This window comes from Microlunatus flavus (genome assembly GCF_900110855.1).
Classification (GTDB): domain Bacteria; phylum Actinomycetota; class Actinomycetes; order Propionibacteriales; family Propionibacteriaceae; genus Microlunatus; species Microlunatus flavus.
In genome coordinates, this window is sequence record NZ_FOFA01000011.1 from 99,565 (window position 1) to 122,757 (window position 23,193).

At 70.0% G+C, this 23,193-nt stretch carries 18 protein-coding genes; 12 read left to right on the plus strand and 6 right to left on the minus strand.

What is annotated here, in order from left to right:
• Positions 1-3: 3 nt before the first annotated feature.
• The 3 genes from BMY04_RS22535 to BMY04_RS23470 form a co-directional block, all read right to left on the minus strand.
• Entirely contained in the window at positions 4-558 is a 555-nt protein-coding gene (locus tag BMY04_RS22535) for a hypothetical protein (protein ID WP_139210043.1), read from the minus strand.
• 168 nt (positions 559-726) lie between these two features.
• The gene (locus BMY04_RS20365; RefSeq protein WP_091186063.1) at positions 727-1,131 is read right to left on the minus strand and encodes a hypothetical protein; all 405 of its coding nucleotides are present in this window, start codon (positions 1,129-1,131) and stop codon (positions 727-729) included.
• A gap of 792 nt (positions 1,132-1,923) precedes the next feature.
• Entirely contained in the window at positions 1,924-2,343 is a 420-nt protein-coding gene (locus BMY04_RS23470; protein ID WP_139210045.1) for a hypothetical protein, read from the minus strand.
• Between the two features lie 234 nt (positions 2,344-2,577).
• On the opposite strand from BMY04_RS23470, the gene BMY04_RS20375 reads away from it, so the two are divergent.
• The 12 genes from BMY04_RS20375 to BMY04_RS20435 all read left to right on the plus strand — a co-directional run bounded on the left by BMY04_RS20375 (position 2,578) and on the right by BMY04_RS20435 (position 14,086).
• On the plus strand, positions 2,578-3,363 hold the full coding sequence (locus BMY04_RS20375) for a hypothetical protein (protein ID WP_091186070.1): 786 nt from the start codon (positions 2,578-2,580) through the stop codon (positions 3,361-3,363).
• A 220-nt stretch (positions 3,364-3,583) separates the two neighbouring features.
• Positions 3,584-4,036 carry a hypothetical protein gene (locus BMY04_RS22540; protein ID WP_139210047.1) on the plus strand — a complete coding sequence of 151 codons (453 nt, stop codon included), beginning with the start codon at positions 3,584-3,586 and terminating at the stop codon, positions 4,034-4,036.
• A 1,202-nt stretch (positions 4,037-5,238) separates the two neighbouring features.
• Complete coding sequence (locus BMY04_RS20390; RefSeq protein WP_091186081.1) at positions 5,239-5,877, plus strand: hypothetical protein; 639 nt, start codon at positions 5,239-5,241, stop codon at positions 5,875-5,877.
• Positions 5,874-6,227, plus strand: coding sequence for a hypothetical protein (locus BMY04_RS20395; RefSeq protein ID WP_091186085.1), 354 nt, complete (start codon positions 5,874-5,876; stop codon positions 6,225-6,227). The genes BMY04_RS20390 and BMY04_RS20395 overlap by 4 nt, the downstream gene beginning before the upstream one ends.
• Before the next feature lie 62 nt (positions 6,228-6,289).
• Entirely contained in the window at positions 6,290-6,508 is a 219-nt protein-coding gene (locus tag BMY04_RS20400) for a hypothetical protein (protein ID WP_232506542.1), read from the plus strand.
• Between the two features lie 151 nt (positions 6,509-6,659).
• Positions 6,660-7,910, plus strand: a complete 1,251-nt coding sequence (locus BMY04_RS20405) for a hypothetical protein (protein WP_139210049.1) — start codon at positions 6,660-6,662, stop codon at positions 7,908-7,910.
• A 70-nt stretch (positions 7,911-7,980) separates the two neighbouring features.
• Positions 7,981-9,576, plus strand: coding sequence for an SCO6880 family protein (locus BMY04_RS20410; protein ID WP_091186095.1), 1,596 nt, complete (start codon positions 7,981-7,983; stop codon positions 9,574-9,576).
• A 128-nt stretch (positions 9,577-9,704) separates the two neighbouring features.
• Positions 9,705-11,057: an ATP-binding protein gene (locus tag BMY04_RS20415; protein ID WP_139210051.1), complete on the plus strand. Its 1,353-nt coding sequence runs from the start codon at positions 9,705-9,707 to the stop codon at positions 11,055-11,057.
• A complete protein-coding gene (locus BMY04_RS20420; RefSeq protein ID WP_091186105.1) occupies positions 11,054-11,662 on the plus strand; it encodes a C40 family peptidase in 609 nt (202 codons plus the stop codon). The genes BMY04_RS20415 and BMY04_RS20420 overlap by 4 nt, the downstream gene beginning before the upstream one ends.
• Positions 11,659-12,138, plus strand: a complete 480-nt coding sequence (locus tag BMY04_RS20425) for a hypothetical protein (RefSeq protein ID WP_091186110.1) — start codon at positions 11,659-11,661, stop codon at positions 12,136-12,138. Before BMY04_RS20420 ends, BMY04_RS20425 begins: the two co-directional genes overlap by 4 nt.
• A gap of 122 nt (positions 12,139-12,260) precedes the next feature.
• The gene (locus BMY04_RS20430) at positions 12,261-13,604 is read left to right on the plus strand and encodes a type IV secretory system conjugative DNA transfer family protein (protein ID WP_232506543.1); all 1,344 of its coding nucleotides are present in this window, start codon (positions 12,261-12,263) and stop codon (positions 13,602-13,604) included.
• A gap of 41 nt (positions 13,605-13,645) precedes the next feature.
• Positions 13,646-14,086: a hypothetical protein gene (locus BMY04_RS20435; RefSeq protein WP_091186113.1), complete on the plus strand. Its 441-nt coding sequence runs from the start codon at positions 13,646-13,648 to the stop codon at positions 14,084-14,086.
• A 225-nt stretch (positions 14,087-14,311) separates the two neighbouring features.
• On the opposite strand, the gene BMY04_RS20440 is transcribed toward BMY04_RS20435, so the two are convergent.
• From BMY04_RS20440 to mobF, 3 genes are all read right to left on the minus strand, one after another.
• Positions 14,312-16,414, minus strand: coding sequence for a hypothetical protein (locus tag BMY04_RS20440; RefSeq protein WP_139210052.1), 2,103 nt, complete (start codon positions 16,412-16,414; stop codon positions 14,312-14,314).
• A gap of 195 nt (positions 16,415-16,609) precedes the next feature.
• Complete coding sequence (locus BMY04_RS23640) at positions 16,610-17,443, minus strand: HNH endonuclease family protein (protein ID WP_332452344.1); 834 nt, start codon at positions 17,441-17,443, stop codon at positions 16,610-16,612.
• A gap of 378 nt (positions 17,444-17,821) precedes the next feature.
• Complete coding sequence (gene mobF / locus BMY04_RS20450) at positions 17,822-23,038, minus strand: MobF family relaxase (protein ID WP_091186122.1); 5,217 nt, start codon at positions 23,036-23,038, stop codon at positions 17,822-17,824.
• Positions 23,039-23,193: the final 155 nt, after the last annotated feature.

Consider the following 23,193-nt stretch of genomic DNA (forward strand, 5'->3'; position numbering starts at 1 on the left):
TTGTCAGCTCGCATTCCGGCTGGCACGAAAGGTCTGGCGAGGTGGGGTACTGATGTCTGGTAGCAGAGCGTCGACTTCAGGGCGGATGTCGTGGCAGGGGCCGTCCTTGGGCGGGAGCACCCTGACGATCTGACCGCGTGCGCCAATGACGTACAGCGCTGTCGTGCCTCCTCTACTGGCGCCGCACGCAGCTCCGTCCGACCGAGGCTCACGATCCGGCAGACCGAGGGCTTTCTGGAGCTCTGGAGTGAGGTCTGCTTGCCACTGCCGAACCATGAACTGGTCTCGACCACCGCGAGTTGTCATCGTCGTGTAGTCGACCTCGCACCGTAGGAGGACGCGCCCGTCGAAACCCACGGGGATCGCCCCGGCGCCGCTACCTGGATCGGGGTCGTCGAGCAGCACGGTGTCAGAGGGACAGCGATCAGGACCGTTAGCCGTCACGACCACCGCCGATCCTCGCGTGGTCTTGACGTCGACGAGCTGGTCGGGCGTCTCGCCGGCGCAGGCGGCCAGAATGGTGAGCGCGCCGAGGCTCGCGAGGCAGGTCCTGACCACCTACCGATGCTAGAGCGATCCGTGCCCTCAAGCACCGGAGAACTCCCAGGCGCCTTCGGCGGGGATCAGTTAGTGCGTGCTCCGCACGGCGGTCGGGATACGGCGACGTGGGCGCCCGCAGGACGGACGGTTTACGGAGAGGGTGCGACGACAGCCCCGAGCCGCGGGCTATAGCAGGTCCGGAGAGAGCTCTCCGTATGTGTCGATTGCGCCATGGTCCTCGAGGTATATGAAGACGGTGACGCCGTACGACATGCAGGTCACGTCTCCCAAGCTGGCGTCGGGCTCCCTCGATGCGCGACAGGCTCCGTCTTGCAGGAACGCTCGCGTGGCTGTCGTACCTCGCTGCCGGGTCGTGAAGGTCAAGGAGGCCTGACCCTGATCGTCGCAGTCTGCGACGGTCCACTCGAAGTCGCTGGCATCTGGCAGGTGCGCGCTAACGAACGCTTCTTGCTCGGCTCGCTGCTGTGTGCTTGGTGGATCGGCACAGCGGTAGGTCTGGGAGACGTCTCTGACCAGGATGACGACGACACCCGCGATCGCCAAGCCGATCACCAGCAAGGCGACCAGCACGGGCGTTCTTCGTCCAGCCGGCGCGACCTCAGGCACTGGCGCTCCACTTTCGTTGCGTCGAGCTGATGCGGGCGACCTTAGAGGGCTCCGCTCTGTTCGGGATCGGACCTGAGGATGATTTTCCGGGCGCGTCTCCAACGACTGCGCTGACCTCCAGGGGTCGAGCGCCTGCTCCGTTCGACAGTCGGCTTGCGAGCTCCGCTCGAGGGTCGGCTTACGGGCGCCCGCAGGACAGACGGCTTGCGGGACGAGCGCCAAGCCCCGTGCTGACCTTTACCGGAGAAGTTCGGGGCTAGCCTTCGCCTTCTGTCGCGAGGTGTCATAGTCGGGCTAACAGACGGGATGGAGGTGGTGTGGTGCCCGCGCCTCACGACGGCGAGCCTGCCGCCGATCCACCGCCGGCTAGCGGAGGTGCCCGTTGGCGACGAGGCTTACTAGCCGTCTTTGTCGTACTCAGTGTGGGTCTGCTGGTACCCGACGCTGTTCGAGTCCTCACAGGCCGCGAGACCGACCCGGGTCAGATAGCTTCAGTGGCCTTTCCGGCACTCGTGCTGCTGGTCCTCGGCATCTCCTTGACGGTAATGGCGATTAAGCGCCGCCGAGCCCCTGGCGACGACGACCCGCCGAGCTAGCCGCTGGAGCCAGTGGCTTCGAACACTGCGCCTCGACAGAGCGGGATCAAGTACCTCGTCGCCACGCGGTGGTGGTGAGCGCGGCTTGTGAGCGCACGACCGTCAGCCCACGGCCGCCTCATGACGGTCGGCTTAAGTACCGGATCACCTAGCGCCGACGTCAAAGTAGAACGATGGTGTCCGCGACGATCCAACCGTCGCCTCTTCGCACCATGTGTAGGCCGTACTGGGAATGGTCACTGGGAACGGTGAGGCTGATCGCGGTCTCGTTTTGGTGGCTGTCGTGCCGCACGCGGTCCCAGTACAGGGAGTACCCGTTCAGGTCGGCGGGGAGGCCGTAGAGCGAGGGAGGACATCCCTCGGGCAGCGCCACGACGTCGGAGTACTTCGCCGCGGTCGTGCAATCACCGCGCTTGATGGCCTCGACCAGCTGCCTGGCGGTCCACGCGGCTTGAAGCCCTCGACCCCACCACCATCCAGCGGCCAGCACAACGACGAGGCTGGCGAGCGCAAGAAGCCATAGGCGTCGAGAGCGGCAGGTCCGGCTGCGCAGCGCGGAAGTGGAAACACCTGTCGACATCGGCTAACCCTGCACGCGATCTGATCCACCAGCAAGTGGTCGAGCGGTCGGATCGAACAGCCCGGCTCTTGGCTCTGGGCGCCTCCCGATCGGTGGCCGGCGCATGGTGGTTAGGCCATGATGACGATCGGTGCCCGCAGAACGGACGTCTTCTGGCGCGGGCGGGCCCCGTCTGCTGATCGGTGGGCGGGAACGGGTGAGACTCCTCCTGATCACCAAGGAGGAGGTGCGTTCGTGCCGGACTTGTCGTCGATTGAGTTCTGGCCGGCGACTGGGCATCAGCGCAAGCCTTGGGTTGCCGAGACCGAGGTCGATGCGTGGGTGAAGTCGTCGCGCCGGGTGTGTGAGCTGTATGGCGAAGCGCTGAAGCACGTGAGCCTGCCCAGCCGGGTAAAGGGACTGCGTCTGATGCCTGGCCGTGGTCCCGGCCCGGACGTGGTGGTCCACGCGTTCGCCGCGGCTGACTTCGAGGGGGCTCGCATCGAGGTGCCCGCGTCGGTCAGGAACCTCACCCCGCTGGTGCGGGCTCGACTGGTGCTCGACGCCATCGACCTGGTCCTGCGCGAGCTTGCGGCCGCGAAGGGCTGGCCGTCTGAGGCGGTGGCGGAGACGAAGCGGCGGGTGTTAGCGTCGGGCCTCCACTTCAAGTGGGAAGGACGCATGGTCGCGGCGCGTGATCGGCGCCGTGCAGCGCGGACACGCTTCTGGCTGTGTGACGACGGGTTCGGACGCGTTCAGGTTGAGTTGCTCGATCGAGTAAGCGGGCAGGTGATCCGGTCGAGCGCGGCCCTAGATGCGTACAGCACGGTCGAGAGCTTTGCGCGGACCTCGAAGAGCCTGCGCTGGCTCGACGCCGAGACGTTGACTTTGATCAACGTCAGCGACGGGTTCGGCTTGTTCGAGGAGAGCACCGTCCTGAACGTGATGAGCGACTTTCAGTCGCATCCTCGGCTGTCTGCTCTGCTGCGCCCGCGGCGGGTGGCGGCCTCGGCTCGGGTTCCTGTCGTCGTGAGGGCATAGCCGCTCATCGTGGGCGGCACCGAAACCCGTGGAACGACCTCTGCGCAGAACGGTCGGCTTGTGCGGGTTCCGCCCGACGGTCGGCTACCGTGATGTGCCCATGGTTGCCCAATCGCAGGTCGCCTTTGTACGACCCGATGCACCGTTAGACGAGCGCACCTTGGCCGCAATTCGTTGGACAGAGGGACTCGAACAAAGCACGGGCCTTCGAGCTGGGCTGGTGACCCCACAGGCCGTCGACTACAGCGACCTCATCAAGTCCTTTGCTCGAGGCCGTCAGACGACGTCGGTGAAGACGGCCGCCCGTGTTGGACCTGGACCGCTGCTTGCATACTGCATCGGTGTGGCCGGGCTCGAAAAGTTCGGACATCGCCGCCCACTGGTCTATGTTGCTTGGGGCAACGATCACTGGCTAGACGGATGGGCTGCCGCACTAGGAGCCGTCGACATAGTGACCCGGCAGCCCATCGCGGCGCCGGCGGAGCCGGTATCCGACCTCTTGAAGGATCTCGACTTTGCCGGCAACAACGGCTGGTTCGACGCGCCAGGTAAGCGCGATGCCAGACGCATCTTGCAGGAGCTGGACCGGCTCGTAGGTCGGAACTACGCCATCGGTGCGATGTTGGCCGCCGACCATTCGAGGAAGTCGCTGGACGCTTTGCAGAAGCTGTAGCTCTGTCGCGCTTCGCACGAGGGCTGGTCAGGTGCTTCGCGAGACGGTCGTCTTACGGGCGCCCGTAGGACGGACGGCTTGCGGCGACGCATCGGTGCTCGCAGGACAAACGCAGTGCGTGCGCTGACTCACGCGCTACTGACTAAACTTCTCAACCGGGTCTGCGCGAAGTCCCCTCGCGACGGATACTGACGAATATGTCTCCGGTGGCTCGTCATCGAGGTCTGATGGCCGTCTTAGTCGTGATGCTGCTGCTTGGTGCGGTGAGCCTGGTACTGGCCCTCCTCGGTCGAGAGGGGGCGTGGATGATGGCAGGAAGTTCCCTGGCTGTCGCGGTCGGGGCCCTTGTTCAACTCCGGGTCTTCACTCCGGTTGGCGCGAGTGAGCCGCTGACCACGCGCACGAGGCTCCTGCTCATCGGGTTTGCAGTGGTTGCTGCTGGCTGCCTAGTCGTTGCGGGCGTCACTAGCGGGTCGGCGTTCACATGGGTGATCGTCGGGATCTTCTTGGTCGGTCTGGCCAGCATGACCGTCGGTCTACTGCGAAATCTCACCTCTGCAGCTAGAGGACCTGCCTGAGGGTCCGCCTTGGAATGGCCTCCGCAATCGCCGAGCGTTCTAGCACGGCTCGATCTGCGTGTTCCGTACGAGGGGTCGTCTTTCGTGCACTAGTCATGGTTCCTCGAGAGCCTTTGACGTGCGGCTGTGCCGGCACTCGACGACGGTGCACTGGCCCGGTTGGCGGTGGTCAAGCAAGGGGCGCCTCTGCTGGACCACCTCGACGGCGAGGTGTGCGACGGAGCATTGGTTGAGCCGCCGCAAGGTCGCAGGTTCTCGTCGCGTCGTAGCCGGCCAGGTCGGGCAACCATAAGAGCTGCCGTGGGGGAACGCTGGGGAACGCCGTCTGAGTAGGAGCTTTGCCTCGTTCCCCCAGGTGTCCCTGGTTGCTGTGCGGCCGCCGAGGTCGACCGTCGGGTGACGTCACCGCCTCAGGTTCTTGCTGTCGAGCAAGAACCAGGGAGGTCAGCGGTGAGCGTGGCGAGAGAGTTGGGTCTGGAGGGTGGGCTGGGAAGCCCGTCGATGGTGGCAGCGTCAAGTTGTTGGCCCAGGTGGTCCGCGTCGACGGCCTTGCTGGCCGGGCCAACCGGGTTGGACACCTTGGCTCCGTGGCTGAGGTCCGCGGCGCCTCCCGAGGCGGATCGCGTGCTGCACGCGCTGGTACACGTCGGCTCTCCGTCGGGCAATGACGAGCCGCAAGCGGTCGACGTCGTGGCGTGGGCGCTGCTGCCTGGGGCGCGCGCACTGGCCCACCGCCTTCGTGGCCTGTCCCCGGACGTCGATCGGCTGGTGGCGACGCAGCTGTGGTTGGAGGTCCGGGCGTTCCCTTGGGAACGACTGAAGAAGGTCGCGGCGAACGTGCTCGCCAACACCCGCGCCAGGGTGCTGGCGAGCGAGCTGTCGGCGGAGGGACCTGTCGCTCGAGGTGACGGCGGTCGGCTCCGTGTCGTCGACCCGCACAGTCTCTGGTGGGAGCAGCTCTCGGAGGCGCCGCTTCAAGCCGGCCCAGATGCGTCCGTCGAGCTTGAGGGGCTGATCGCCGACGCAGCAGCCACCGGAACGCTGTCCCTGGCGGACCGGGACCTGCTGGGCGTGTTGCTGGAGCAGGCCCGGACGGCCGGCGCTGGTGCCCGTCGCGGCTGCGGCGGCCTGCTTGCGGACCGCGTGGTGAGCCAGGTCTCCGAGGAGGCGGGACTGTCGCCGGCGACTGTGCGTCGACGGATCCGCCGGATCGTCGTCAGGATGGCTGACGCCCACCGCGCTGGCCTGATCGAGGCCGCATGATCAGCCCGCGCTCGCCTCGTCGGGCCGCCTCCGGTGCGGGCTGGACGCTGCGGGAGGAGCAGCCGGCGAGGGTGGACGGAGCTCTGCGGCAGACCGTGGCGCTGCTGGAGCTGATCCGTCAGGAGGAGGCGCTTCTCGGCTGGCTCGACGACTGCGTCGCCCAGCTGCACGCTGTGCGTAGAGCACGGCAGACGCTGCTCGACGTCACCGACGCCGAGGTGGCGGAGGCGCGAGAGGCGTCCGACCAGCCGGTCATGGAAGCCTCCCCGGCGTCCACGACGGACGGGTGGCGCACGGCTGGCCCCGCAGCCCCGGACGCAACGCGCGATGACCGGTTGGACGCGTCGTGACCGGCTGGGGATGGACGCTGCTCGAGACGTGCCCGGTGGCACCGGCAGGTGCGCAGGCTTACGTGGACCAGATCACCGGTTACGTGCAGTGGGGCGTCAAGGTGATGTTCGTCGTGGCTCTGGTCGTCTCCATCGGCGCGATCGTCGCGGGCCGGCTGTTCTCCATGCCGCAGTCGTCGAAGCTCGGCGTGGTCAGCATCGTGGTGGTGTTCCTCTGCGCCATCGCGTACCTGGTGCTGCCGGGGATGCTGCAGTCGATCCTCGGCTCCGGGTGCATCTGATGCGCGACAACACAGGCGGCCGCCGCATGCTCCTGGTCGAGCAGCTTCTCGCGCTGATCGACTCGCTGACGGCGGAGGGCCGGTGACGCCGGGCGTCCCCTGGGTTCCGGGGTCCGGACTACTGGGCGGGGTGGCGGCCGAGGCGTGGCAAGTGGCGATGCTCGGCTTGTGGAACGCCGGGCTCTGGCTGCTGGGCCTGGTCCTGCACCTCGAAGATGCGCTTCTCACCCCGGACCTCCGTAGCGGCGGGCCGGCGGGCGAGGCGTACGGGCTGACGTTCTGGCTCGCCGCGGCGCTGGGGCTGCTGATGCTGCTGGCGCAGCTGCTGGTGACGTTGCTGCGACGCGACGCGCGCAGCCTGGGTGCCGCCCTGCTGGGCTGCGCGAAGTTCGTCGTGGTCTGGGCCGGTTGGGTCGCCTGGGCGAGCGCGGTGGTCGCCGTGTGCGGGGGCTTGACCCGCGCCGTGTTGCGCAGCCTGCTGCACGTGTCGTCGTTCGCCGGGTGGCGACCAGCCCTCGGTGTGTCGCCGGAGCAGGCGGTGGACGTGACGGTCGCGACGGTCCTTGGGCTGCTCGGGATGGTGCTCTGGCTGGCCGCGCTGGGTCACGTGCTGGTGATGCTCGGCCGGGCGGTGGCCTTGCTGGTGCTGGCGGCGACGACGCCGATCGCCGCGGCGGGGTTGATGGGTGAGCTGGGTCGGGGCTGGTTCTGGCGCAGCGTGCGCTGGTTCCACGCCGCTGCGCTCACCCCGCTGCTCATGGCGCTGCTCCTCGGGGTCGGGGTCCAAACCACAAGCGGGGTGACCGCCGGTCTGTCGGACGGCGCGGTGCGCGCCGTGGGCTCGGCGCTACCGGGAGTGCTGCTGATTCTGACGTCCTGCTTCGCGCCGGTGGCGCTGTTCCGGCTGTTGGCGTTCGTCGACCCGGCGACGCCGTCCGGCGGCGCGTTCCGCCACGCCCTCGCCTCGGCGCTGCGGACCGGCCTCATGCTCGCCGGACCCGGTGGCGGGCCCTCCGCCGCGGAGGAGGCGGCGACGACGTCGAGCGGATCGGGGGCCGACGACGCGTCGACGACCGGCTCGTCGGGCTCCGACGCGTCGGCCGACCGCCGCGACGACGCGGAGCGCCAGCTGCAGGGCAGCGCGTCCTCGACCGGCGCTCAAGCCGGCGCCGGCTCGGGCGGCAAGCCTCCGGCTTCGACCGCCTCTCCTACCAGTCCTGCGCAGTCCCCGGCACGGGAGCACACCGGCGCTTCCCAGGGCGGTGCGTCCGGTTCCGGGGACTCCGCTGCCGGAGCCCCTACGGGTCGCGCGCCGTCGGGTGGGGCGTCGGGCGGGCCCCAGTCAGAAGGGTCGGGTGCGGCCGTGGCGGAAGCGGGCGCCGTTCCGATGGTGCCGGTATGAGGAGCCGGGTCCGCTCTGCCGCGAGGCCGGGGTGCTCACTCGACTCCCGTGCGGTTCGGGGGTACGACTCGTGACCGGCCGGGTGTACCGGGACTACCAGCGCGACCGGGTCGGCTGGTTCTTCGGCCTGACGGGGTTGCAGCTGGGGTTGCTGGCCGCGGGTGCGCTTCCCACCTGCTGGGCCGCGCGGACAGGATGGTGGGCGGGCGCGTTCGCCGGGCTGCTCGGCTGGGTCGGGTTGCTGGCGCTGGTCGTCGTCCCGGTCCGCGGCCGCAGCGCGGTCGGGTGGACTGTCGCCTCGGCGACCTTCCTCGCGCTCCGGCTCGCCGGCGCGACGACGTGGCGCAGCGGCCTGGCCACAGGCCTCGCCGGACCCGCCGGGGCGCCCGACCTGCCTCCACCCCTCGACCAGCTGCTCATTCACCAGGTCGCCGCCCGCGAGTCGAGCGGCATGGTCGGGGTGGTGCAGGACCGGGCCGCACGGTCGTGGGCCCTGGCTGCTCGGATCACTCACGGTGACCTCGGCTGGCTGACGGGAGCGGAGCGTGATGTGCGCGGGGATGGGCTGGCCGCGCTGCTCGACACCGCGTGCCGCACCGAGCTCGTCAGCGAGCTCCAGCTCCTGATCCGGGCGTGCCCCGACGACGGAGCCGAGCGGGAACGCTGGCTCCACGACGGTCGAGAGCCCTCGGCACCAACACCCGGCGTATTCCCGGCTGACGCTGCCGAACTGGCGCGCACGGTTCATGATGGTCTGCGCCGTCACCTGACGCCGGCCGCTAGGTACTCGGAGGCGTTCCTCGTCCTCGTCGTGCCTGACGCGAGGCTGCGCAAGCAGGCCCGGCGTGGAAGGTCTGTCCGAGGGGCTAAGAACCGGCAGGACGACCAGCTCAGCCTGCTCGCCGCCGCAGCGGCGGAAGTCGGGCAGCAGGCCAGCGCTCGGTGCGGCATCGAGCTCGTCGACTGGTTGGACGCGTCCGGGCTGGCCCAGGCCTGCCGTACCGGCTACCACCCCGACAGCCACGCCGTCCTGGTCGACGCGCGGCCGCGGACCGGAGAGGAGCAGACGGAGGTCGGGGTCCCATGGGCGGCAGCCGGGCCGGCGCACACGAACACCGCGCCCCTGTCCTACGCGCACGACGCTTGGGAGTCGGCGTCGGTGTCTGTGCTGCTCCCTGCCCGCGGCGCCACCCTCGGCGCGCTCGCACCGGTCCTGTCCGGCGGCACGGTGGGGGAGCGCCGCTGCCTGCTCGTCGCGTACCCGGTGATCACGGCGACGGTCGCCGATCGGGTCACCGCGTCGCGGGAGTGGGCCGCCGACCTCGGCGACGGCCTTCGCACTCGCGCCGGGGTCCGGCCGCGGGCTAAGACACGCGCCGACCAGGCCACCGCCCGCGGCGTCGACGCCAAGCTCGTCGCCGGCGCTGCTCTCGTGCGCCCCTACGCCATCGCCACCACCACCGTTCCCGCCACACCCCTCACCAGTGTTTCCGACCCGAGCAGGACCGACCAGGTGCGGATCGGCGACGCCGTCCGGAGTCTCGAGGCGTCGGTCCGGCGGGCCGGGTTCGCCGCACAACGCCTCGACCTCGCCCACGACACCGCCTTCGCCACCGGCTGCATCCCCCTCGGCCACACCCTCGAGCGCGCGGGCGGCGCCCGATGAGGCGCCACGCGCGCAGCAGTGCTGGCGGCACCCACCTTGCGGCCATGGCCCTCCCCATCAGTCGTTCTCGGCAGCGCCCAATGTGGTCGCGTCCGGTCCGGCCGGCCGTGTCGCGGTGGCGGTGGCGGATGACCTCAGACCAGGCGCCGGTGCTGTGGCCGCTGATCGCCGGGCAGGCGCCGCCCGCGACCGGGGCGTTGATGGGCTGGGACCTCGGGTCGGGCGGGCTGTTCCACGCCGACCCGGCTGGATGGGTCCTCGACCCCAACCTGCCCGTCGCGAACCCGAACGTGTTCGTCTTCGGCAAGCCCGGCCGGGGCAAGTCCGCCACCATCAAGGCACTGATCCTGCGGATGGCCGACCTCGGCCACCGCACCCTCGTCCTCGGCGACCCCAAGGACGAGTACGCCCCGCTGTGCCGCGCGCTCGGTGTCGAACCCGTCGACCTCGGCCCCGGCCTGCCCGCCCGCCTCAACCCGTACGACACCCATGCCACTCGCCCCGGTGATCAAGCCGAGCTCGACGCCACCATCGGGCACTGGGTACGGCTCACGGCCGCGCTCGTCGGCGCAGCCCGACGCAGCGGCGGCCGCGCCCCGGTCACCCCGACGGACACCACCGTCGTCACCCACGCGCTGCGCGACGTGACCGGCGTGAACCGCGCAGGCACGCGACTCGCACCGGTGACGGTTCCGCTGCTGTGGCAGCGGCTCGCCCAGCCGACGCAGGAGCTGATCGACGCCTGCAGCTACGCCGACGCTCGGCACTTCCTCGACGAGACCAGGTTGCTGCGCGACTCGCTCGGCCAGCTCGTCACCGGCACCCTCGCCGGGCTGTTCGACGCCCCTACCACCGTGCGTCTCGACCCGGACGCGCCGATCCAAAGCCTCTCCCTCGCCCGCCTCAACGCCGCCGGCGACGACGCCGTCGGCACCGCGCTGCTCTGCCTGAACGCCTGGGCCGCCGCCACCCGACCGTCCACCGGCACGAAAGGCTCAGGAGAAGGCCCGGGTCGGCCCCGGCTAGTGGTGCGCGACGAGGCGTGGAAGCAGCTCCGCCTCGGCGTCGACGCCGTCGCCGCGTTCGACGCCGACCTGCGGCTGTCGCGATCGACCGGCGACATCCAGATCGCGGTCGCGCACAAACCGTCCGACCTGCTCACCGCCGGCGACACCGGCAGCCAGGCCGTCGAGATCGCCCGCGACCTGCTCCACCTCACCGACATCCGCATCCTCCACGGACAAGACCCGGCCACCGCCGACGACCTCGACCACATCCTCGGACTCGGCCCGGTCGCCCGGCAGGCCGTCACCGGCTGGGCCATGCACGGCACCGGTCGAGCCGTCTGGTGCCTCGGCCCTCGACTGCACCGGGTCCAGACCGTCCTGCACCCGCTCGAGCAGCAGCTCTACGACACCAACAGCCGCCTCCGAGACGGCCGAAACCCCAGCCGCTCGAGCAGCAACGGCAGCACCGGATGACCCGCCTCCTCGTCGCGCTCACTGCCCTCGGCGCGGCGTTGCTCGTCCTACCCCTCGCCGCCGCCCTCGCGCTCGCAGCCACCGCCTCGTCGAGTCCCCCGAACGACGCCGACCCGGCGGTCATCGCCGGCGACGAAGCCGGCCCGACACCCGCGGACGCCGTCGCGCGGGTGCTGCGGTGGGCCGACAGCCACACCGGCGACGCCTACCGCATGGGCGCGGCCGGCCCCCACGCCTGGGACTGCTCCAGCTTCACCCAAGCCGCCTGGGCCACGGTCGGCGTCCGGCTGCCGCGCATCGCGCAGGACCAGCGCGACTGGCTCGCCGACGGCCACGGCACCCGCATCCCACCCGGCCACGAACAACCCGGCGACCTGATCTTCTGGGACTCCTACCTCGGCCCCCGCACCATCGGCCACGTCGTCCTCGTCCAGGACCCCACCCGTCGCACCACCATCGAGGCGCACAATACGCGCCAGGGTGTCGGCCACTTCACCTACCAACCACGCCACCACCGCTACGAGATCTGGCGCCCGGTAGGAACCCGGTCGCCCGCCGCCACCACCGGACGGGCGGCGAACGCAGTCCCGGAGGCCCGACCGTGAGCCAGCAGGAACGGCGCCGCACCCCCTACCCGTGGACCTGGGAACCCGCCGCCCTTCTGCTCGGCGTCCCCGCCCTTGTCGTCCTGCTCGGCGTCCAGGCCGGACGCGCCCTCGCCAACGGCCTCACCACCGGACACTGGCAGCTCGCGCCCCCCGAGACCTGGCCCACAACCACCCTCGCGGTCATCACCGGCGACGCCGGCGCCGGGCTCGACCCACACCCTGCCCGCGCTGCCGCGTCAACCGTGCTCTGGCTCATCATCGCGCTCGTCCAGCTGGTCACCCTCGTCCCCACGGTTCTCGCGCTGCGGTGGGCCTGGCGGCGCTGGAGCCCCTACCGGCCGCAGGGCTTCGCCACTCCGGCCCAGGTCGACACCGTCCTCGGCATTCGCCGGCTTCGCAGCACGGCGAACTTCATCCGACCCGACCTGCACCATCGAGGCCAATGGTCCGCGGGCCGAAGGAGACGCCGATGAGGCACCCGGACCGGCAACGGCGAACGGCGACGTCCCGGACGGCTCAAACCAGCTTCGATGCGACCCAGGTTGGATGGCGACTCGGCCGCGCCCACACCCCGTCCACCAGGCAGCAGCTCTGGGTGCCGTGGGACCGCACCACCGGCGTCCTCGGACCCCAGGGCAGCGGCAAGACCCTCGACCTCCTCGTCCCGGCCCTGCTCGACGCTCCCGGAGCAGCGCTGGTGAGCACGACGAAACCCGACGACCTCTACCTCACCTGGAACCATCGCCGTCACCACCGATTGCCGCACTCCGGCGGGAGCGCCGACCTGCCGGGCCCGGACCGTCCGTGCGTCGTGGCCGACCCCTTCGGCCTCGCGCCCCATCTCACGCCGCTCGTGTGGGACCCGATCGCTGGCTGCGCCGACCCCTGGATCGCGCATCGCCGGGCCCAGGCCTTCTGCGGCGGCCTGAGCGGCGCCGACGGCGCCGGTGGTGGGGGAGGAGGGAGCGACGCGTCCCGCTTCTACGCCGCTGAAGCCGCGAAGGTCACCGCTGGCTTCCTCCACGCTGCGGCACTCGCCGGACACCCCCTCGACCAGCTGCTGCGCTGGGTCGCCGACCCCACTGCCGCCGTCGAACCCGTCCACATCCTGCGCCGCCACCCCGGCGCCGCGCCCCAGTGGCACGGCCTGCTGCACGCCGCCCTCCACGGCGACGACCGCACCGCCGCGAACACCGCCACCACCGTCCAGCAAGCCCTCGGCCTGTTCTTCCAGCCTGCGCTTCGCGCCCGCTGCACGCCGACCCCGCAGACCCCGGCCACCGACCTCGCCGACGTGTTGCAGCGGCGGGGGACCGTGTACCTGCTCGGCCGCGACGACCCCTACGCTCCAGCCACGCCGCTCATGACCGCCATCGCCGAAGACGTCCTCGACACCGCCCTCCACCTCGCCCACACCAGCCCGTACGGCAGGCTGTGCCCGCCACTGCTCGCCTGCCTCGACGAGCTCCCTTCCATCGCCCCGCTGCCCACCCTGCAGACCCGCATGGCCAACGACCGCGCCCTCGGCATCTCCTTCGTCTGGGCCGCGCAGACCTGGACCCAGCTCGTCGCCCGCTTCGGCACCACCGGCGCCCAGACGCTGCTCGGCCTCACCAACGTCCTCGTCGTCTTCGGCGGCACCACCGACGCCACCCTCACCCAGCACCTCACCCGGCTGTCGGGACGCACCCGTACGCCGCGGGTGAGCTGGACGACCGGAAGCCTCGGGACAGCCCGGAGCCGGAACATCAGCGGCGAGGATCTCGCCACGCTCACCGACGACGAGATCCGCCTCCTCCCACCGGGCCACGCCCTCGTCCTCGCTGATCAAGCGCCACCCCTCATCGCCCAACTCCGGCGAGCCACGCGTGGTGCTCGAGGGCAACAACTCCTGCGGGACCAAGGCTGGCTTCGGCGCAACGGGGGAAGCGACTCGTGAGCGGGACCTGCTCCTCCTAGGGAAGGACGACGGACAAGACGATGAGTGCCAAGGACGGGCAGTTCGCGGAGATCGTGCGCTTCCCCGTCGGTGGCGATCTCCTCGCCGCTGTTCAGCTCGAGTGGGACGCGGTGGAGGCGCTGAGCGCGCCGGCCCCGCCCGACTTGCCGAGGCCGTGGATACCCGCCACCTGCACCAGCCCCGGCCTGCTCCACGAGCTCCGCGCATGGTTCGGCGACGTCGTCGACTGGCTCAACGCCCAGCACACCTGGAACCCCGACAGCGCCATCCCACCCTGCTGGTCGCGCCACCCCCACCTCGTCCACGACATCGCCGTCCTCGCCGACCAACGACGGCGAGCCGAGGACACCACCAGCAGCACTGCGCTCGAACACTGGCACCGCGTCGTTCTGCCCGCGTTCCTCGACCGCACGAGAGCCAGCATCGGCCAGTGGTGCGCCGCCGACCACCAGCCCTACTGAGGTCGGGCGCGGCCCAGCGACCTGCGTGTTGGCCTGGACTTGCGCTGGTCGACGCGATCAAGCGCGGTGATTGCTCCCCGTCGTTCGGCGTCGAAGTATGGGCGCTGGAGCACCCTGACGCGACGGGAGCCGCGAGCGCGGGGTCTCGACTTCCGGTCGTTGGGACGCTCGGCCTAACCCAGGTGCATCCGGTCCCGCGACTTTGGCCTCGATACGTCGCATGCCTTACCGCAAGGTAGTCGTGGGCGTACCGGTGGTTGCGGGCGGCGCTGTCGGGGGGATCGGGGGCGTGGGCGCTACCGGTTTCTGCTGGTCGTGCAGGTGGAGTGCTCGGAGGCGGCGACTAATGATGTCTTGTCGGTCGCCCAAGCGGTCGGCGAGTGCGAGGTCGAGCCGCAGCCGGAAGTCGTCGAGGCTTCCCGGGGTTGGCCGAAGTCCAGAGGGCTGCTTGCGATTACTTACGGACAGCAGCGTGAGTGGGCCGTCCTGGACCACGCGGTCGAGCTTGGTGAAGGTCCACTCTCGTTTCTTGTCCGCGACGAAGACGACGCGGTGGCTAGTGATGACGGCTTGGCCGGCGGCCGCGTCCTCGAGGGTGGTCCCTCCTTGACGGGTTCGCTGCTCGACCATGACGGCCGAGAAGGTGCCATAGCAGGTCTCGGATCGCTTCAGCTGCAGCAGTCCTTCCGTGTCGTTCGTCGGTTGGAAAGTGCTGGCTTTGCTGATCAAGTCGTTCAAGCGACGACGGTGCCGTTCCCAATCAGCAAGTGCGGCACGGTGGATTCCGAGTGCGTGTGTGTGGGCTGCGAGTTGGCGTCGGTAGGCCGCCTCGGCGGCCCTCGCTGCGCGTTGAGCTTTTCGCCTACGTGCTGCCTCCGCCTGGCGTGCCCGCCACGCCCCGATCCGTCCGCGGAAGTGCCAGATCAGGATCGCGGCCGCAACGGGTATAGCGGCAAACCACAGCAGGATGGCTATTCCAAGCGCCGTCTCGGTCGGGGTGGCGGGGATGACAATGTCGACGTCGACCTGTCGTGTTGTCGTGTTGCCAACGGCGTCTGCCGCGGTCGCAACGACGGTGTAGGAGCCCGCGGCAGGGCGTCGGATGAGACGGGTCGGCACTGCGGTGGCGGTGAACATCTCGGCCAGTCGTTCGTCGTCACCCCCGATGTCCTTCAAGGGTGCGGTGAGACGGACCGTGCTACCCAACTCCGCGGCAACCTGCAGAGAGAGGGTGCCGGTCTTGGCCTGGGCTGGGTCGACGGTCAGGTCGAGGGTGGGGGCGGTGGTGTCGACCACGACCTCGGGAAGAGCTGCGGTCGTCGTGCGGCCGGCGAAGTCGGTGAGGACCGCACGCCCAGGGCCGTAGGTGCCGTCGACGGCGTCGAGCGCGATGCTCGCGCTGCCGTGATCATCGATGCTGAACGGGACCGCGTCGAGGTGCTTCAAGATGAGCTTGCCGGTGCTGCGCGGCGTGCCGGTAAGGGCGTAGGCAAGTCGACGTTCGGTGGACGCGCTGGTCCGAGTCGCTCGAAGCAACGGCCGGGGAACACGCACCCTCATTGTCATGGTCGTGCCCCGGGTGTTGCCGATCTTGTCGCGCACAGTAAGTGATGGCTTGTAGGTACCGTTGGGTAGCCACAGGGCGAGCGTGGTGGTCGGCTCGGTGACGGTGCCGCGCACCGACTTGCGTCCGGCGCCGGTGAGAGTCCACGTCGCGCCTGGGTCGCTGGTGAACGACAGCGACGATGCGCCGGTGACGTCGGTCCCAGCGGTTGCGATCACGCGGCTGAGGCGGGGGGCGGTGGCGTCGACATTGACCGTGGTCGTCGCCTCCAGGCTTTCGTTGCCGGCCTTGTCAGTGGCGGTCACCGTGTAGGTGCGGTGGCCGGTCTTGGCCTTGAAACGGATCTTCTGCTGTTTGCCGGACGCAGTGATCTTTGCGACCTGCTTGCCCGTCTCGGTCCGCACGCGGATGGTGGACCGTTTCTCCGCCCGCACCTTGACCGTGACGCGTCCGCCTGCTCCGGTGAGGCTTCGAGCGAGGTGAGGCGTATTCGGCGCTTCGTAGTCCGGCGGCTCGTAGTCAGTTTCTGGTGTCGCCGACGTGGAATCGTCCTTGCTTGGCTTACCGCCGGGGCACTCGCTGTAGTAACCGAGGTCGCCGCAAACGTAGGACCCGGTGTCGGAGGGGCAGGAGTGCCACCGGTGGCATCCGTCACGGTGAGCTTCAGCAGCTGGAGCCGGCAGGATCATGAAGGCGGCGACGAGCGCGCTGAACAGCAGCGCGGCGGCCCACGATCTCGTCGCTGAGATGCCGATGCCGAGCATGGGAGCTCCCCTCTGCCTAGTTGCACCCCACCCGTGCACCAGGCAAGCGCAGTGTTGCAGGAACTGCATCTCCGCGCGGAGGTTCTGACGAGCATCATCCAAAGGGAGGTACCACCAGGAGCTCCCACTCGAGCTGGCTCGAGCAATTCAACTCCGGAGAGAGGCCGCGTCGTCGCCCGCGTTGGAGGCCTTGCGTTAGCAGCGGTCCAGCATCTCGCTCAGGGCGCGCTTCTCCGACACGTCGACTGGTAGCGCGTACTTCGCCTTTACCGAGATATAGCGGGTCGCGTAAGGACACTGGAAGGCCCGGACCGGCTTCCACGCAGCTGGGTCGCGGTCGCTCTTCGACAAGTTCGTCGCACGGGCTGTCGGCTGAAGGTTGGACAGATCGTTGGCGAAGGCGAGGCGGAGCTCTGCCGTCCACCTGCTCGCTCCGTAGCGGTAGGCAACCGCGAGCGCAACGACATGGTCGATCGGGATCTGCTGTGCCTGTCGAGTGTCAGTAAGGTCGGTGAAGGTCAAGAGGGCACCTGTGTACGGATCGGTCCAAGTGCCTGCGATGACGTCGTGGGCGCACCGTTTGTTGCGGCGTTCAGTCAGGGGTCGGGTCCGGTCCACTGACGCGGCCAACGCGTCCTTCCTCTGGCTGCAGCCGTCGTGGTCGACGTCGGCCCAGGCCGGTCCGAACGCGGCTCGGCGATAGCTCGGATCCGCCACGGGCCTCGCCACCACGCGAAGGCCGTCAAGTGCAGTCCGCGCTGCCGCACGCCTGTCGGGTGCTGCCGCTGGGGTTTGGTCTCGCGAGGACGCCGGCGTACATGCAGTAAGGAGTAGGAGCACGGCGAGGCTTACGCCCACCAGGAGCCGGCTCACGACACTGAGGCTGCCTGCAGCCGCGGCCCAGTGGGTTGTTCGACCAGCTGGCGCAGGCTTATGAGAGTGGCATGGCCTGCCGTCGCGCCTGCTGGGGCTGCTCCAGCGTTGAGCGGAGGTATCGACGGCCACCGACGAGCTAGGGCGTCGTTCCACCAGCTGAGGTTGACCGTCACCCTGCGCCTAAAGACTTCTCGTCTGGGATCGGCCGATCGAGCCCATGCCTGCAACTCAGGAGGAGCTTCAAGAGAGACAGGTCTGTCATCGGCACCGGGGCATGTTCGCACCGATCAGGAGCACTTACTGACGTTCGGCGAATGTGCTACACGCCTCAAGGCGCGATACGCAATGCTCAATGCCACTTCGCCTCAGAGACCGGAGGAGTGCCTCGGATGCTGGTCTATAGCTCGCGCGAGCCGACCGTGGGGCGTGAGCGGGAGTGGACAACACTGGCCGACCCTCACGTGCGGTGCTAGCTCCTGAAACCCGGACCGCGTTTGATTCTCGTCAGCCGGGCGTCTTGGCATTGAGCGGTCATCGATGCGGTCCTTGTCGCATCAACATGCGCTGAGGAGGGCTGACCTCGGCGTCAGCCGCTGTTGTAGATCGATCGAGCGCTGAGTTCGCGCGAGGCCTCGACGTGATGGAGTCACCGACGCTTGATCGTCTGGTACTCGATACGTGACGTCGATCAGTGGGCGCGCTGGCGGTGCCGCGAACGTGTTGGAGGAGTTGTTCGCGCAGCTGCGCCTGGTTGAGTCCGCACCCGGCCGAGAAGTCGCCTAGCGACGCTGCCCAGGTGTGCGGCGGCCGTGCTGCGGAGATTCGCACGAGCGCGTCGATCAGCTCGGGGCCCGAGGTCGTCCGGACAGCGCGGCGGGCGAGCTGTTCGCCGAGACTCTGCGACCGGTCGACCACTGCTGCGAGGGCGTCGGCGCCTGAGTCGTGGAAGAGTTGGGCCGGGTCCGTCCCGTGCGGCAGGGTTGCCACATTCGGGTCGAGGTTGGCGGCGGTCAGGGTCCAGAAGGCGCGCTCGGCCGCGACGAACCCGGCAGGGTCGGGGTCGAGTCCGAGGACGGCGTTGGTTGTGTGGCGGGCCAGCAGCCTGGCTTGGTGGTCGGTCACCGCGGTACCGAGGACGGCGACACCGGTGGTGTGGTCACGGGCGGCGAGGTTGACCGCGATGGCGTCGATCGGTCCTTCGACGAGGACGACTTCCTGCTGGGCGCGGCCGTTGCCGGAGTGCGCACCCTCGTCAATTCCTGGCTCTGACAAGGGGGAGAGGAGATGCACGCCGTAGAGGCTCTCGCTCTTGTCGTAGAGAGCCGTCGTTGGCGTGTTGAGGTACTTCGGCCCTCCTTCGGCGTGGTCTGGGCCGTCGTGGCGCCGCGCGACGAACGCAACGACCTCGTGGTCGGTGTTGCGGATAGGAAGGACGAGACGGTCGCGGAACAGGTCGATGAGGTGACCGTTGCCGGCGCGGCGGGCGACGCCGGCGTCGAGCATGTCCTGGTCGCCGACGTCGTGCCTGCGGAGGTGGTCGACGAGAGAGGTCCAGCCGGAGGGAGCGTGGCCGGGTGTGAAGCGGGGGTCCTGGTGGAGATCGGTGCCGCAGCGTTCGGCGAGGTAGCGGGCGGACCAGGAGCCCGGGTACTGGTCCTGGTAGTAGCGCAGGGTGAGCTCGTTGACCCTGAGCAGCTCCGAGCGCCGTGGTGCGGGCAGGTCGTCCCTAGGTGGCGCGAGAAGCGGTCGAGGTTGGCCTAGGCGGAGCAGCCCGGCGACCAGGAGCGCGACGTCGACCCGGCCCTCCCGGGTCATCGGTTGGGTGGGCGTGGGCTGGTCTGCTTGAGGGGTCAGCTCACCGGAAGCCCGTCCTTCGCCCAGTGATGCCTTCGACGCCGTGAGGGTCGAGCCGGGGAGGTGGCGGTGTAGGCGCCACCAGAGCGCGGCGGAGGGGTGGTCGTCGGGAAGCGCTCGAGCTGCGGCTGCCGCGTGCAGCGCGGGCTGGACGTCGACGCCCGACGCGGTAAGCCGGTTGAGGTACCGGTTGAACTGGCTGCGGAAGGGATCCGACTCACGGCCGATCGCTGGTGGGAGCAAGCCGTCGGTCTGTTCCGGTCCCGTGGTCGAGGTGGCGGCGCCGAGGTGCTGGAACCAGCGCTGCGACGTGGGGCTGGTCGGTGGTGGTCCCAGTGGGCTGTGGTCGCTGTCCGGTACGCGATGGCTGGCCCGCCAGATGGCGATGTCGCCGATCGTGCGTCGCTGGAGGCCGGCGGGCAGGACGGTCGTCCAGCCCGGGCGAGTCCTGTCGGTACGGCCGTCGTCGACGGTCCGGGCGCCGACCTGATGCGCGAGGTCGCTGATGAGGGCGGCCCGGGCGGTGAGGTAAGGACCCCAGCTGGGATGCGTCAGGAGGCGGTCGGCGATGGGGGGAAGCCAGGGGAGGGGGCCGCCGACAGGTGGTGCCTGACGATTGACGAGGTGGTGGTGCAGGAGCGCTGCGCGGTCCTGCGCGGGGCGGTCGGGGTCGTCCAGCGGTTGGACGGCAATGGCAAGCGTGAGGCGGTGGGCGGGGTCGGTGCCGGTCGCGGCGCCGAGGAGGAGCTCGGAGCGGAGGGTGGGCCAGGCGGGTTCGTCGGTCAGTCCCGGGACGAGCCGCTCCGCGGTCGCTATCAGGTGGACGTCGACCTGGGGTGAGGTGGTGCGTTCGGCGGCGAGGCGGAGGCTGTCGAGGTACCGGTCGATCTCGACCGGGAGCCGGAGCGCGGGGTCGTGGAGATCATCTCGGGCCCCGGTCGCGGACCGGTCGTCGCTGTCGCGGGCGAGGACTCGCTCGAGCACCTGGGTCGCGGTTTGTAGCGGTGCGGCGTCGGAGCTTGCCAGTTCGTGCGTCGGGGCGTCCGAGTCGAGCTGGAGGTAGACGTGGCTCGCTATTCGGCCGCGCGTCAGGAGCGTGTATAGCTGCGCACGCGTCTCGCGCCCGTTGAGGAGACCGTGGACCGTGTCGCAGGTCGAGCCCTGCGCGGCGTGGATGGTGCTGGCGTAGCCGAGCTCGACCGACGCGGCCACGTAGTCGGCAGGCAGAGTGATCGTCTGCTCGTCCTTGAGCGAGCGGACGGTCAGGACCCCGTCCGGGTGCGCCTGGACGACCAACCACCGGTCACCGTTGCGGACCCACCGCCGACCCGATTCTCGGCCCGTGGTCAGGCGCCTGTCGTTTGTCCTGGTGATGACGGTGTCGCCGGCGCTCGCCGGGTTCCGGTCAGCCAAGGTCACCTCCCACGCGAGCGAGGACGTAGGAACAGCGTCGAGGCGCGCCGTTCGAGCGCGAGCGTTGAGGTCGGCGACGAGATCGCGGGTCGGGGCCAGCATCAGGCTGTCGAGCCCTGTCGCACGGTCGGCGGTCCACGCGGCGAACAACTGGTCGGCGGCGGTCGTCGGGACGCCGACATGCACGCGGTGCTCGTCGAGGTAGAAGCCGAGGGCCTCCGCTCGCCCGTCGCGCAGCGCGAGCGAGGCGGCGGCCTCGGCCGGGTCGGTGAAGCGGACGACATCGTCCAGCCGGACCGCGCCGTGCCGGGCGGCGAGGTCGCGGAGCAGGCCGCCGGCGCCGACCGCGCCGAGCTGCTGGTCGTCCCCGACCAGCCGGACCGAGGCGCCGACCTTCAGCACGTGCTCGACCGCTCGGGCCAGGCTCGGGCTGTCTGCCAGCCCCGCCTCGTCGACCACCACCAACGAGCCCGAGCCGAGACCGGCGACCCAGCTGGGCTGGGGCGACCCGGGGTGGTCGAGGGACCAGACGAGCTTGGCGAGGGTGTCGGTCGGACCGTCGAGTTCCTGTCCCAACACGCTGGCCGCCGCCGCGGATGGGGCCAGCCCGATGACGTTCCCCCCGCCGCCCGTCCAGGCACGCGCCAAGACGCGCAGTGCCGTGGTCTTGCCGGTTCCCGCCGGAGCCAGTGCCAGCTGGAGCCGGGCGCCGGAACCGGCCAGATCGCGGACGAGCCCGGCCTGGCCCGCGTTCAACGGCCGCCCCTCGAGCGCAGACTCCTGCAGGACGACCTCGACCGTGGCCGGGTCCACACAGCGGCCGCCGCGACGGGTTGCTGCAGTGAGGAGCCGCTCCTCCGCAGCGAGCACCCGGGTCGACGTCCAGCGCTGGGTGCCGGTCAGCTCGTACGCCGACGAGCCGTTCGATCGGCGCAGCTCGTCCGGAACCTCGACCCCGGTCGGGCCGGACAGGGGAACGCACCGATTGACTGCCTCCCCGACCACGAGGTCGGCCACGTGCTCGACCATGCCGGGGGGAACGTCGAAGGCACGAAGACGTCGTTGCGCCTCCGCTTGGAGATGCCAAGTACCCCACGTCGCCCGCTCGGCCTCCATGGCGGCGACGACCTGACCGGCGAGATCGGCGACGGCGTCGGCATCTGCCGGCCGAGCGACCTCGGGCTGAGGTGCCAACGCACGGCTGACCATCCGCTCGACGGCGCGTCGACTGCCGAGCAGGCCGGCGGCCTGCGCGGCCCACGCGGCACGCTGCTCGCCCAGCGTCCGCGGCTCGTGCTTGGCCTGACGGGTCTCGAGCGTCGCCTGCTGCGCCAGCGCCCACGCTTCCCGCCGGGTCGGCGGGCGACCGGTCCGTGCCTGGAAGTCCTGCGCCAGCTCTGCACGCCGTGCGTCGATGTCGCGCCGCCTTGAGGACCACCCCTCCAGGAGCCGCGCGTCGACCCCGACCACCTCGCGCACGGCACGCGCCGCGGCTGCGGCCGAGTCCGACTCCGGACGGGCCGCGAACCGCAGTCCGAGACGTTCCCCCAGATGACGTTCCAGGGCGGTGTTGTAGGTCTCCGACGCGGCCACCGTCGCCGCGTAGAGAACGCGCCCGTCGATCGCCAGCCACTTGCCCTGGCGGCTCTGCGCCTTATTCGCCACCGCGACGTGGGTGTGCAGGTCCGGATCTCCCGCCCGAGAGTTGCGATGGGTGAAGGCCGTGGCCACCAAACCGGTCACCTCGACCTGACGTACCCCCCGCGCTCCTTCCCGTGAGAACAACGCCCGCTCCTCGACGAACCGCAACGCGTCTTCGACCGCCGCGCGGTGGCACTGCTCGATCCCCGCCGCGATCGCTGGGGGAGCGACCGCCCACAGCGACGACACCGACTTGACCGGCGAGAACGTCAGGTCGAAGCCGGCGACCGGCTGCGCCGGACCGCCCGCCCACCGCGCTACTGCCGCCGACAGCTCACGTGGGTCCGCTGGCACCCGCCCGTGGCGGCGCTCGAACCACTCGCCGGCGACTTCGGAGACGACCTCGGCCCGCAGGACCTGCGTAGCCGCCGTCTCGGCTGTCGAAGCTGCACGCGCTGCTACGCGCCGCGCGACCTCGGCCTCGAACGCCGTGTCCGTCCTCCGTCGAGGCCGGAACGGCGCACCTAGCCGCCGCTCTCGCTCCGCCTCGGGTGAGCTGCGTCCCGCGAGGCGAGCCGCCTCCACTCTGGCCTCGGCCAGGGGGTGTCGACCCTGCCCGAACAGTGACTGCATCTGCTCGGAGGTGACGACGTCGCCAGCCTTCAAGCCGTCCACGCCGGCAAGCCCAGAACCAACCCAGAGCCCAGGCGTCTCGCCCCGCTCGGTGTAGTACGACGCCAGCGAGGCTCGGCCAGCGTGCGTCACGTCCTGCCGCGCCACCTGCCGGGTCAAGTACTCGTACCCCGAACCCGCCCACAGCTTGTGCAGCGACAACGTCACGCACCCTGAAGGTCGCTCCGAGCTGGCGGACGCTCACCTCAGGCGCACCGCGAAGCCGGAGTGGGCCCCTATGTCAATGCGTCGGCGCTGGGCCTCGCGTTGGTTCGGTGCTGGCGATAGCGTCGGCAGTGGTGGGTGCGGTTATCGCTTCAGCG